Raw genomic sequence first — 12181 nt, 5'->3', positions numbered from 1 at the left:
TTTTTCATTTTTTTTATATTTTTTTTTAGATTTAAAAAATACTACAACTACTCTAAAATAGGATTTATTACCTCGATTATTATCAAATAGAATATTAAAAAAAAGTTTAATTTATTCGAATACATATTAGATATTGCTTGCTCTAGCTTTTAAACTGAAAATTTTGGAAAATAAAAATACGAATGTCCCTTCTATAACTTCCTCAAATCTTTGGCAGTACATTCTGCTCTATCCCACCGCAGGTTTCCATTATATTTTTACTCAACAGCGCTCAAAAAAACGTTTTTTTTATTTTTTGTATTGGGAGGAGTGGTAAGTGGAATTGAACGAATTCTTAGAAGAGAAACTTTTGGAGACCCTTATGATTACTCTGATTTTGTAATTTCCACCCTATTTGGGGGTGCACTGGGGTGGATTTCTTATTATTTAATAGCATATTTTTTAAGTATTGCTGGAGATCTAATGAAGGGAAAGGCAAGTGATAGAGATTATAGAACGGTAATCGCATGGTCGTTAGTGCCAACAATTTTATCCCTATTTATAATAATACCTCAATTTCTTATATATGGAGCTGGTTCTAGTAGCTTTGATTTCGATGTTTATTTTGATTCGGAGAATTTACTGTTATCGGCGTTTATAATAATCAGGGCGATCTTAGGAATTTGGTTTTTAGTGATTTTGGTGAAAGGGATCGCATATATTCAGGAGTTTTCTATAGGGAAAGCAATTTTAAACATTTTTATTCCCTTCTTGTTAATCTTCGGAATTGTATTAGCCTTTATCACATTAATTAACATAGCAGAAATTATTTAAATGAATAATTCTTGTTAACCCGAAACCTTAAACCTGAAACCCTAAACCCGAAATCTCAAACCCTAAAAAGTAAAGCCAATTCGAATCCCACCCCATTTCGTTGGATTTCCACTCTCAAATTCACGGGTGAGGACAGTTCTAGAATATTCAAAATAGAGTGTTTTAGTTTGTAATACGAGTCCGTAATTGAATTGTCCTGTAAAACGGGTAATCTCTCCGGAAGAAATAGTGTAGGGACTTTTATTATTGAAAAGTCCTCCTTGAAGAGTGGCATCATAGCCAACCGCATTTCCTAAAACTTGAGAAAAGCCATAAAATAGAAACTTTTTCTTATCATTTTTTACTGAAAAAGCTGAATTTATAAGCCCCACCGTAGTATTAAGGCCGATGGATGCATTGGTATATAAAGTTCCCGCGCGCAAGGATCCTGTTGTTTGTAGCGAAAATAAGTCTTGAGCTCGAAAAAGCTGTTTTTCGTAGCTTACTTCATAATTAAGCACCAGATCGTTCTTTATCTGGTTGCGCCAACCTTCGGGAATAGTGTTTCCTGTAATTTTATGTATCCCTACTTGCATTTCTTTTCCAAAAGCACCGGGACCGATGAGTCCGAGGTTTAGGGAAGAAATAAGTCTGGAATTTTGGAGGGTATCGGTAATAATGGCAAAACTTTTAAACATGATCGCGGCAGCAAAGGGGCGTTCTCCAAACTGTATTTCCGGACTGCCAATGTTAGGAGGTGTAAAGCCTATGTGTTCTATGGCAACTCCAAATTTCTTTTCAGAATTGGCAGGTTTTATAAATAGAAAATTAACCGGATTCTTTTCTAAGAAAGGTGCAACCAACTCCAAACTATAGCCTTGCGTATAATTGTCATCGGTACCTGAAAAATAATCGTTATCGTAATTGAATCTAAAATAAGAATCACTTTGAATATCCCTAAAAGAAGCGAGATTGTCTATTTTTTGAGCCAACAAGTGATTGGGGAAGGTAAGGATAAGTAAGATTATAGCTAATGGGGATTTCATAATTAAATGTACCGAAAGAGGATGGCAATGGTTTCTGGGCCATTTACCTAATTTCAATAAATACACAATTATTAACTTCTTCTATTAAGAATTAAAACCAGCTTCTAATGTTTTTTGCATGATAAAATATTGTTTTTGAGAACAAATTTTCAATGTAAATAAGTCAAAACTTTATAAAATACTAGTAAATATCAAATGTGATTATTTTAGTTAATATTATATTTAAGGCATCAAGAAAAATAATCCAAGCATGATAATAAAATATAAAAAATCTCGAATTCGGTATAATCTAATCTTTGCCGGATTGCTCATATTAGTTGGAATTGTGGGATTTGTCATCGCATTTGATTCTCTATTTTCCAGTGCTTGGCTTTTAATGGGGGTAGCTCAACTAAGCATTGGTTATTTCGAAATGAAGAAGCAATATTTAACCATCAGTGAACAGGCCATTACTAAAAATAGCATCATTCCTAAAACACTTAAGTTTCAAGATATTTTAAAAATCAAAAGGTTTAAAGGAGTTTATAAAATTGAAACAGCTTCTACAAAAATGGTCATCGATAAATTCATTATTGAAAATAAATCTCTACTAAAACTAAATGAGAAAATCGAGAATTTAGAAACCACTCTATAAAAAAATCATCGATCTATTGAAAAAGGAATCTCACAGGAAATACACATTGCGTAAATAAGACCGTTATATCTTTTTTACTTTGGATAAAAAATTAAATAAGTCGTGAAAATACTGTCGGTATATATAACAATATTGCTTGATCCTTAATAGAAGGGCGAGTATCATACATAAATTCGTCCTTGAAATTTTATATTATGAAGTTAACCTTATATTTTTCTAGGACTGTATTGAATATTAATATTTAGGGAAATAACCGGTGATCTGGTTTCAACCATTATTTTATCATTTCCCTTTATGGTATTAGAAAAAAGTACTATGGTTTTTGCTACATGAGGGAAAGAAAGTTATGGATAACATTAACTGTTGTGGGAGAATAATTTCAATATCCTAAATAATTAAATTAAAATAACATTTGTATTAATTACGTGTTTTTCATAGCATGAAACAATTTTTTAAGAAATCTGTTGCAGTTAATTCGTTGTTTATTAGTTATTTAACATTATTTTTTGATTTATATTAAATAATGTATATTTGTCTTGTTAATTTTAACATAATAAAGAATAAAAATCTTTCCTCTCTCTCCACATTTTGGGTCGATTTTAACTAAGTATAACTATAAATAGACCTAAAATGAAACAAAAATTATTTTTTGTAAGCGTACTGTTAATTGTGTTTGGCAAACAACTCAGTAAAGCCCAAACTTCATCAACAAAGCAACTGGTAAGAGCAACCACAGGAACTTCTGGATCTTCAGAAAACGTTTCGACTAATAATCACACTTATTTAATACAGCAAAGCATTGGACAAGCAAGTGTAATTGGTACGTTGTATGATAGCAAATATATTGTACGGCAAGGATTTATACAGCCTAGTGTATTGGCCAAAATTTTAGATGTGAATATTCCTTTAAGTTTAGAAGCTGTTGCATACCCTAATCCTTTTATAGAAAGTATTACCCTATCTTTTTCAGAACAAATCACGAATAATGTGCATGTTTCCGTTTACGATTTATTTGGACGGGTTTTATTTTCTAAAGATTATAAGGCAAATCAAAAGATAAATGTACAATTCAACAATCTTTCAGTTGCAGATTATATTTTAAAAGTAACAGCCAATAACAAACAATTCATTAAAAAAATACTCAAAAGATAAGCTGTAATTTATAATGCTTTCTCTTTCATACAATTTTCTTCAATACTTTTCCATCAAAAATTAATTTAAACATAAAACAAGTGATTATGAAAAGACTACTACTTTTAATGCTATTATTAGTAACAGTATTTCAAGGTTTTTCTCAAACCAAAGGAATTAATTACCAGGCGGTAATATTAGATCCAGAAGCGCAAGGCGAAGTATTTGCCAATAATTCTGTTTCCATTCAATTTACCATACTTAACAATTCAGGTTCAGAGGAATATCAAGAACAGCATACAGCAACAACCGACAAATTTGGGATGCTGAACCTTTTAATAGGAACGGGCGCAGTAAATAATAGAAACAGTTTCGGAGATATCGTTTGGAATGGCGCTACTAAGAAATTAAAAGTTGGAATAGATTTTTCTGGAGGTAATAATTTTACCCTATTAAATGAGCAAAATCTTACCTATATGCCACAACCTGTATCCGAGCAAACAACTCAATTAATTACAGACAATTCTGTTGCTATTGAACGAATTACAGCACAACTTGGCAGTATAGAAGAGAAAACTTCGAGTATTAACAAGGCATCAAAAAAGGATACCGGCAACAAATTTGATAGAAGGTTAACAATTAATGAAGCCAACATTTCAGCATTGCAGGCTGAACAGATCACTCAAAATAATGCACTTTCAAATGAGCAAGCGAGGGCAATACGCGCAGAAACCGCTAATACCAACGCAATTTTAAATGAAGAAATAAGAGCTAGGTCTGCTGAAGAAGTTAATGCAAACGCAACTTTAAATGAACAAGCAAGAGCTAAGAATGCTGAAAGCTTAAATGCAAACGCAATTTTTAATGAGCAAACAAGAGCAGAAGCAGCCGAATATGAAAATGAAATCGCAATTTCAAACGAGGAAGTAAGAGCAAAAACGGCAGAAGCTACAAACATAACAGCAATTTTAGATGAAAAACTAAGAGCAGAAACTGCTGAAGTGAAAAACGCAACTGCAATTTTAGATGAACAAACAAGGGCGGAAGCAGAGGAAGAAAAAAACGCAAATGCCATCATAGAGGAAAAATTAAGAGCAGAAACAGCTGAAGAGAAAAACGCAGTTGCAATCTTAGACGAAAAAATAAGAGCAGAAGCAGCTGAAGCGCTAAATGCAGCAGCAATTTTGGATGAAATAGAAATAGCTAGAACTGCAGAATCTGCTAATTTGGATGCCATTGTTGCTTTACAGGCAAATCAAATTACTCAGGATGCAGTAATTGCATTAAATACTTTAAAAGAAGGATATCCAGGTGATCAAGATTTAACAAGTTATGCAACAAAAGATATGGCAAATGCAGCTATAACCAATCTTGCAGACCCTGAAAACCCTCAAGATGCTGCAACAAAAGCTTATGTAGATGCGCTTATGACCAAGATAACAGCTTTAGAAACTAAAGTAGAAGAATTATCACCGGCTAAAATAGGAGACTTTAGAGCAGGAGGAGTTGTGTTTTGGGTTGATCCTTCAGACGATAAACATGGTTTGGTTGTCGCTATAAAAAATCAAAGTGGAAGATGGCAAGGAACAAGTTATACTGGTGAAGTACCTACCTTACAATTTCCACCCGCATTTACAGGTGTAAGGAAAATAGATGGGGCCATAACAGATGAATATCGTGAGCATATGATATTGCAGAATAAAGCAGCAATGAGATATAGTGATGAAAAAAAAGGAGTATGATGATAAAATAGAAGATCATGATGCTAATATGAAAAAAATAGGTACAACAAAATCTGAATTTGGTACAGGACGAGCAAATACTAATGCAATTATAAAATTCCATAATCAAAAGAACTTAGCAAAAGGTTATGCTGCTGCAGTGGCACGGGCTTATAGAGGTGGAGGATTTACAGATTGGTATTTACCTAGTGCAGAGGAGTTAAAATTAATTTTTAATAATAAAGGAATAATAAATTCTACAGCTACTGCTAATGGAGGAGTCATATTTGGCCCTCTTGCTTATTGGAGTTCTACAGAGCAAAGTAACTTAAATGCAAAGGCTATAAGATCAAGTGCAATGGGAAATAATGAAAAAAAATACGCAACTAATCTTCGTGCAATTCGGGCTTTTTAAAAAAAAGACTACAAGTTTTAGAAAGAAAACCAGGCATTTGTCTGGTTTTTTTGTTTGTTGGTGTAAATAATTTTTAGTGCAATTTTAATTTAAAGCGATAAATATGATTTCTGCGATATTCAAAATTAATGAACTAGCTTAGCTATATCACAACAAAGTGCTATAGCGATGATCTATTATTGGTTTACCATTTTAAAAATTTTAATTCTCAGGAACTTTCAAAGTTCCGTGAATTATGATGAAACCATTAGACGCACCTATACTGTTGGGCTTTTCGATTGTGATGGGTTGCGGGTGATGACTGCTTCTAAATATGCAGTGTATATGGATTTTATACGCTGGGAATTAATAGCCAGGTCTCAACTCTTTCAAGCCATCGTGAAGCGCGGTCTGGCACCTTCCTTAGGTTCTCAAAAGATCATCTATAGAAAACCGCTAAAAATTTGGAGCAAATTCGATGTGGTACTGGAGAGCGTGGGGTGGGATGAGAAATGGGTGTACCTTGTCCATAATTTTGAACAAAATAACGAGGTGAAAGCTGTGGGCGTTGTTCGTGCTTTGGTATGGAAAAGAGATATTCCAAGTATACTTTCTGAAATTATGAATGAGATTGGAGCGCCTTTAAGTAGAACACCTCCTATGTGGGTTTCAGATATGTTCAAGGATGATAAAGAAATCATTAAAAGAAGTCAGCCGGAGTATAGCAATTTAGAAAATTAGATGTTCTATATGCTTAATCCATTTAGAAGGAAAATAATTTATATCAAAAATAAATGAATATTAAAGTAATTCGCAACGGCTTTATTGCTGCAGGACTTATGAATATAGTGGCAGTTCTAATACTGTCCAGATTTTTCACAAATGAAGTGATTCCAGAGACAGATCCTGTGGTGATGTCCAATTTTGGATTACTGATGATTCTAGTTTGGGGCTGCGCATATTTGTCGGTAGCTACCAGTTACAGCAGAGTAAAATGGTTAGTGGCAACTTTTGTAATAGAAAAGTTAATCTATGTAATTGCTTGGGTTAAGTGGATTTTAAATAATAACGTAAGCGAAGTGTACGATAAAGATCTATTTGCAGGAGTTTTCTTTTCTGTATATGGGATTAACGATTTTATATTTTTTCTCTTCTTTTTAATAGTGTTTATAGAACTTCTTAAAAATAAGGACTAACCTATGTATGGCGGCTATCTAGCTGAAAAATGGTATTTTATGGAGATTAAATTAAAAATGGTAAAATCCTAATGATTCAGTTTTTACATTAGATACCGGATTAAAAAAAACTTCTGGCAACCACGATGGATAAAATATATTCTCATAAAGCAGCTTCTTCCACATTGTCTGCAATTATCAAAAGTTTTTGGTTAATCGAGGATGAAATTTCTACTAAGAAAATTGAAAAAATTATCCCGGATGGATATCCAGAGCTTATTTTTCATTACGGAGATTTATACAAAATTGATATAAATGGGTTTTGGAAACTCCAAGGTAGAAATTTGATAGCCGGGCAAATTAAAAATCACTTTTTTCTTGAAAATACAGGGAAACGTAAGGTATTCGGAATTAAATTTCAGCCTTGGGCATTAACCAACCTGTTCGATTTGAATATGGGGTATTTAACGGATAAGGTAGTTGCGGTTCCAGATGAGGTATTAAAATCGATTAAACCGATTAAGGAACTAAGTGTCAGTCAACTTTCTTTTCAAGAAAAAGTAGAAAAAATAGAAGACTGGCTTGCAGCGTTTATTGCGCAACAAAGGTTCACTAATCACAGTGGACAAAAGGCGATTGAAATGATAATAGATAGTCAAGGGAAAGTGAATCTAAAAACTATCCATAATGAATTGGGAATAAGTGAAAGAACTTTAGAACGCTATTTCAAAAAACATGTAGGATTATCGCCAAAATATTTTAGTCGAATTATTCGTTTTTCGAATATTTTTAAAATTGTTCAAGGAGATGTTTGGGATTGGGCAGATATATTTTTTAAAGCCGGATTCTACGATCAATCACATTTTATAAAAAACTTTAAAGAATTCACCGGGGAGGATCCTTCCAAATATGGATTTTCTGAAGAAAATCTTGCCAACTTTTTCTTGAAGAAGTAATCTGTCGGGTTTATACAATCATCGCTAATTTTATAAAAATATATTTGTAGTATAGAATTTATAATCTAATGCGTGATGAAAATAATTAAAATATGGTTCGTACTATTAGTATTGACCTCCAATTTGGCCTGTAGTCAGAATGATAGTTTAAATCAATTGGATTTTTTAATTGGAACTTGGAAAATGGAAGGCAAGGAAAATTATGAATCTTGGGAGAAAATAGATAACAAGTTCGTGGGAGAATCGTACAAAATTGAAAATGGTCTAAAAAAAGTTTCAGAAACAATTGAGATCAAATTGGAGAAACAAGGAGTAATTTATACACCCACAGTTTTTGATCAAAATGAAGGTAAAGGCATTCCCTTCCAATTAAAACATTCAAAAGAAAATCTATTCTCTTTTGAAAATTTGAAACATGATTTTCCTAAAAAAATTCAGTATAAAATAATCACATCAAATAAATTATTTATCTCTGTTCTAGGAGAAAATGATGAAGGCTTTTCTTATAATGTAATTAGACAAATCAAGAACTAATAACGAATTTCTTTCAGAATTGTATTTAAATTAATCTACTACACACCTAAAATTTATACTTTAAATTTTAAGTCATACCTAATTGTTAACTATTTGATAATCAGTAACTTTGTGTATTGTGGAACATTAACGATGATACCATAGCCGAATCTTGAGAGTGATTAGGTTATTAGTTTATCCCAAATGGAATAATAATTCCTTTCCTCTATTGGCTAAAAATGACTCTAATTTTCGCGTGCTGTTTAGTATTTCAGGGAGGTGTTCTTACATAAATCTTAATAGTAATCTAAAAGCCGATACAATGAAGACAATCAAAATCTTAAAAATTATTGTTTTGTCTATGCTTTTAATAGGATGTGGGCAAAATAAAGAAGAAGGAACGTCGAATTCCATGCAATCTGACATAGGACAATTTAAACAAGAAGAAGTTCAGAATATGGAAATCGAATCGAATTTTACGAATGCTGAAATTGCAAAATATACGATTGCATCAGTAATGAATCAAAAACCTGATATTCTTAAGGTAAATGAAAAAGATGGGATGTTTTATGTGGAATACAAACTGCCTGATGAACCAAAAAAGCAAGAATATAAAATAAGAATTAACGGAAATCGGGTAATTTGGGGCAATGTACCCGGTCGATGGAGAACTACAAAAAAGGATGAAAGAATAACATATCAGGTAGATGACAATAAAATAATGATTATTCAGACTTTCAAAGATGGTTCAAATAAAGTTAAGGAATTCAGCAAATTAGATTAAAATTTTTCATTAGAAAAGGATTTGAAGCTTTCCAAAAATCCTATATAAATTGCAGAGGAAGCTTTTATGAATAACATAGTTATTTCTGTAAAATGCTCATTTTTAACTATTTAAAACATAATCGCGTTAAGAGTTTTACGTTACTTTATAAAACTCTGGATATGAAAACGATAAATATTTTCTTCGTGCTTTTTGTTAGTCTCACTGTTTTATCACTGATTTCTTCCTGCACCAAAAGCGACGATGCCATGGAACCAATCAATCAGGTGTAGATGCAGATCAGGAAACTATAGATGAGATGAGGTTTAATCTGCAATCCGGTACTTGGAGAATCACCAAGTTTATGGAAGATGATAATGATGAAACCGATCACTTTACTGGCTTCAATTTCACTTTTGCTGCCAATGGAGCTCTAATTGCTTCCGATGGCACAGATACCTTTGAGGGCACATGGAGTATCACCGATAGTGATTCTAGCGACGATGACTCCAATGATGATGATCTAGACTTTAATATTAATTTTAATCTTACCAATGATTTCGAAGAGTTAAATGAGGATTGGCATTTTATATCTCGCACAGCTAACAAAATTGAACTCATTCATATTAGCGGAGGTGACGGTGGAACGGATCTTCTAACCTTCGAAAAGAATTAAATTCTTAAAATATTCTCAACATGGTTTGAATTGAGTTGTTTAGATTATTGATTTCTGAAGCCTCGTATAAAATTTCTAGTTTTTACGTGCGCTGATGTTTTCCAATTTTATCGTGGATATTCTCAAAGAATCAGCTTTTTTACTAATTATTAATTAAGATTGTTGATAATTAAATAATCTTATTTCCCTCAAAGAGAGCTCCCAAGCCTTAATTTTAATAAGTTTGATATTGTGATTGTAAGTCAGTTCGGTTTTTGTAATAAAATATTTAGCTAAAATTTAACTGGCGATATCAGCTAACCCCTAACGATTATAAATGAAAAGATTTTTACTAGGATTTACGTGTGTTTTTTTTATTATTCTTTCAAAGTAATGCTCAAACTAATATTATTGAAATAGAGGATGAAGCTAATTTTAGATCGGGTTATATAGTAACTGTTGATAAAGACACCATAAAAGGCTTTATTTATGATAGGATCGATGCAGAAATGGCAAATGAAATTTTCTTTAAAAAAGATCTCAAAGGCACAGTAGTTTCAAGTTTTAATCCGGCAGAGCTAATTGAGTTCGGATTCAGGAATAAGCGCACATTTCATAGTATACCACGGGTAAATACAAATAAGGATACCACCTTTGTTTTTGCGAAAAGATTAGTACAAGGAAAGATTGATTTATGGGTTTTAAGAGACACAAAAAAATCTTCCGAATTTTATCTAACAAATAATAGTACCAATCAAAAGGCACATATCTTTAGACCAAATAATAAAGATTATTTGCAAATAGAAGAAGATAATTACTTAGATGGAGGGATTGAATATTTAGGTATTCAAAGCTTTGTGAAGACTACACCTGTAAAAAGTAATTCAAAAAAAAGAAGATCTAAATTTTCTGAAAAAGGAATACAGAAAGATGTCGTGGAGTATAATTCCAAGTTTAGGAGAGCCTATCCCGCAGCCGTTTATGAGGAAGAAAATGTATATAATTACGATATAACTATAGGAACTTCAGTTCTTAAGTTTGAACAAGGAGATTTTATTAGAGCAGCATTTTATAGAAGTAAGACCAAGGTAGAGAAATCAAGAAAATTATCTAGAATTCAAGGTATATCCTACCACGGTTGGTTCGATGAAGATGAAAATGGCTCCCGAGACATCCAGAATGGAAAATCTAATTACATATGGCAGGTTTTAAGTATTATTCCTATTGGATATAAAATTCAAGGCACTTCAAAATCCTTTCAACCTTACGCATATGCAGGTCTCGGATTAGCAATTCTTTTTAAGACAGATTATATATTTGTAAACGCTATAAATACAGGAAGCGAAACAAGTGTAGTACCATTTCCAACTTTAAATACAGGTGCAGGAGTAAGAATAAAACTAGGTTCTAAGCATCTTTTAGCAGAAATAACACCTTCTGTAAATGGAATATTTATGAATTTGGGGCTGTCTTTTTGAAGCTTAAAAAGATTCAGTAAGTTGTAATTTAATGATTTTCAGATAGATTGATACGAGATTGAATAGTGTTTAAATTTTTTATAAAAATTAAATGTTTTGCAGTAACAAATTTCAGAAGCAGCGTCATATAAGCAGTTAAATAATTAAAGCAATAAGGAGTTCCCTACAATTTATTTGCAAGTACAGTAATAAAATTTTAGAGTATGGAACTTGAAGCCCTAAAGAAGCGTAATTTTTCTGAAAAGAAAAAAGCTATGATTAAGGAATATACATTGCTTGAAAAGCTCTTTCAAGAACTTCAACATAGAGAGCTTCCTCCCGAAGTAATCGTAGAATTAAATACGGAAATATCGCGGTTAAATGCGGTTTTGGATACCCATATAAAACTATTCTTCTACATAAAACTGGTAAAAAAAAAGGTATTAAAAACACTTCTGGAGGATCTCGAGATTGTCCCAAAAAATTATTACCGTAACCTATGGTTGGCACTTGGAATGTCTGTCTTTGGACTTCCTTTAGGTGTCGTGTTTTCTTCAATTTTTGATAATACTGCTTTTATTGGCATTGGCCTTCCTATAGGTATGATCGTAGGTTTGGCGTTTGGTACTACATTAGACAAAAAAGCTGAAGAAAATAACAGGCAACTTGAATTAGAAATAAGTTAATTGTTCGATCCTAAAGTATTCTCAACTGAAAAAGGAGGTCATTCTGTCCCGACGCTTCGGGAGTTTCAGAATTTCATTAGAAGGAAAATCAATGTACTTTCGTCACCCTGAAATAGTCCCGAAAGCTTTCGAGACATAGTGACGAGATAACTATTCTGTCGAGATAAATATAAATTAATAGAGGTCAGTAGTTATGTTCATATCAAATTTATAATGTGTAGTAGGGATGTCTGGTTGAGTATTTCGACTTCGCTCAAT

14 protein-coding genes are annotated in these 12181 nt (G+C 32.4%); 13 read left to right on the top strand and 1 reads right to left on the bottom strand.

Annotated elements, in window-relative coordinates; translation table 11 throughout:
- Positions 1-210 precede the first annotated feature (210 nt).
- A complete protein-coding gene (locus ON07_RS13325) occupies positions 211-813 on the top strand; it encodes a YIP1 family protein (protein WP_081483412.1) in 603 nt (200 codons plus the stop codon).
- Between the two features lie 62 nt (positions 814-875).
- Here ON07_RS13325 and ON07_RS13320 read toward each other — a convergent pair whose 3' ends face one another.
- A complete protein-coding gene (locus tag ON07_RS13320; protein ID WP_010232410.1) occupies positions 876-1838 on the bottom strand; it encodes a lipid A deacylase LpxR family protein in 963 nt (320 codons plus the stop codon).
- A gap of 250 nt (positions 1839-2088) precedes the next feature.
- Here ON07_RS13320 and ON07_RS13315 point away from each other — a divergent pair, with 250 nt between their 5' ends.
- The 12 genes from ON07_RS13315 (at position 2089) to ON07_RS13260 (ending at position 11923) form a co-directional block, all read left to right on the top strand.
- The gene (locus ON07_RS13315) at positions 2089-2472 is read left to right on the top strand and encodes a hypothetical protein (protein WP_010232408.1); all 384 of its coding nucleotides are present in this window, start codon (positions 2089-2091) and stop codon (positions 2470-2472) included.
- A 630-nt stretch (positions 2473-3102) separates the two neighbouring features.
- Complete coding sequence (locus ON07_RS13310) at positions 3103-3624, top strand: T9SS type A sorting domain-containing protein (protein WP_010232407.1); 522 nt, start codon at positions 3103-3105, stop codon at positions 3622-3624.
- 86 nt (positions 3625-3710) lie between these two features.
- Positions 3711-5345 (top strand): coiled-coil domain-containing protein, encoded by a 1635-nt coding sequence (locus ON07_RS13305; protein WP_010232405.1) that lies wholly within the window; start codon positions 3711-3713, stop codon positions 5343-5345.
- Positions 5326-5739, top strand: a complete 414-nt coding sequence (locus ON07_RS13300; protein ID WP_010232404.1) for a DUF1566 domain-containing protein — start codon at positions 5326-5328, stop codon at positions 5737-5739. The genes ON07_RS13305 and ON07_RS13300 overlap by 20 nt, the downstream gene beginning before the upstream one ends.
- Positions 5740-5907: 168 nt before the next feature.
- Positions 5908-6459, top strand: coding sequence for a thioesterase family protein (locus tag ON07_RS13295; protein ID WP_010232403.1), 552 nt, complete (start codon positions 5908-5910; stop codon positions 6457-6459).
- Between the two features lie 53 nt (positions 6460-6512).
- A complete protein-coding gene (locus ON07_RS13290; RefSeq protein WP_010232402.1) occupies positions 6513-6914 on the top strand; it encodes a hypothetical protein in 402 nt (133 codons plus the stop codon).
- Positions 6915-7039: 125 nt separating this feature from the next.
- On the top strand, positions 7040-7849 hold the full coding sequence (locus ON07_RS13285) for a helix-turn-helix domain-containing protein (RefSeq protein ID WP_010232401.1): 810 nt from the start codon (positions 7040-7042) through the stop codon (positions 7847-7849).
- Between the two features lie 75 nt (positions 7850-7924).
- Positions 7925-8383, top strand: coding sequence for a DUF6265 family protein (locus ON07_RS13280; protein ID WP_029332015.1), 459 nt, complete (start codon positions 7925-7927; stop codon positions 8381-8383).
- A gap of 301 nt (positions 8384-8684) precedes the next feature.
- A complete protein-coding gene (locus ON07_RS13275; protein WP_155807240.1) occupies positions 8685-9146 on the top strand; it encodes a hypothetical protein in 462 nt (153 codons plus the stop codon).
- A 298-nt stretch (positions 9147-9444) separates the two neighbouring features.
- Positions 9445-9801: a hypothetical protein gene (locus tag ON07_RS13270; protein WP_010232398.1), complete on the top strand. Its 357-nt coding sequence runs from the start codon at positions 9445-9447 to the stop codon at positions 9799-9801.
- A 344-nt stretch (positions 9802-10145) separates the two neighbouring features.
- Entirely contained in the window at positions 10146-11258 is a 1113-nt protein-coding gene (locus ON07_RS13265; RefSeq protein WP_010232397.1) for a hypothetical protein, read from the top strand.
- Positions 11259-11461: 203 nt separating this feature from the next.
- Positions 11462-11923 (top strand): hypothetical protein, encoded by a 462-nt coding sequence (locus ON07_RS13260; RefSeq protein ID WP_010232395.1) that lies wholly within the window; start codon positions 11462-11464, stop codon positions 11921-11923.
- The last annotated feature ends 258 nt before the right edge of the window (positions 11924-12181 follow it).

Origin of the sequence: Gillisia marina, assembly GCF_000258765.1 — a bacterium.
GTDB classification, from domain to species: domain Bacteria; phylum Bacteroidota; class Bacteroidia; order Flavobacteriales; family Flavobacteriaceae; genus Gillisia; species Gillisia marina.
Note: the sequence above shows the minus strand (reverse complement) of the source record. Positions and strands in the feature narration are given on the sequence as shown.

Coding starts and splice junctions, on each gene's coding strand:
- ON07_RS13320 (WP_010232410.1), bottom strand. CDS start 1,838: ATGAAATCCCCATTAGCTATAATCTTACTTATCCTTACCTTCCCCAAT.
- ON07_RS13315 (WP_010232408.1), top strand. CDS start 2,089: ATGATAATAAAATATAAAAAATCTCGAATTCGGTATAATCTAATCTTT.
- ON07_RS13310 (WP_010232407.1), top strand. CDS start 3,103: ATGAAACAAAAATTATTTTTTGTAAGCGTACTGTTAATTGTGTTTGGC.
- ON07_RS13305 (WP_010232405.1), top strand. CDS start 3,711: ATGAAAAGACTACTACTTTTAATGCTATTATTAGTAACAGTATTTCAA.
- ON07_RS13300 (WP_010232404.1), top strand. CDS start 5,326: ATGAAAAAAAAGGAGTATGATGATAAAATAGAAGATCATGATGCTAAT.
- ON07_RS13295 (WP_010232403.1), top strand. CDS start 5,908: ATGATCTATTATTGGTTTACCATTTTAAAAATTTTAATTCTCAGGAAC.
- ON07_RS13290 (WP_010232402.1), top strand. CDS start 6,513: ATGAATATTAAAGTAATTCGCAACGGCTTTATTGCTGCAGGACTTATG.
- ON07_RS13285 (WP_010232401.1), top strand. CDS start 7,040: ATGGATAAAATATATTCTCATAAAGCAGCTTCTTCCACATTGTCTGCA.
- ON07_RS13280 (WP_029332015.1), top strand. CDS start 7,925: ATGAAAATAATTAAAATATGGTTCGTACTATTAGTATTGACCTCCAAT.
- ON07_RS13275 (WP_155807240.1), top strand. CDS start 8,685: ATGAAGACAATCAAAATCTTAAAAATTATTGTTTTGTCTATGCTTTTA.
- ON07_RS13270 (WP_010232398.1), top strand. CDS start 9,445: ATGAGGTTTAATCTGCAATCCGGTACTTGGAGAATCACCAAGTTTATG.
- ON07_RS13260 (WP_010232395.1), top strand. CDS start 11,462: ATGGAACTTGAAGCCCTAAAGAAGCGTAATTTTTCTGAAAAGAAAAAA.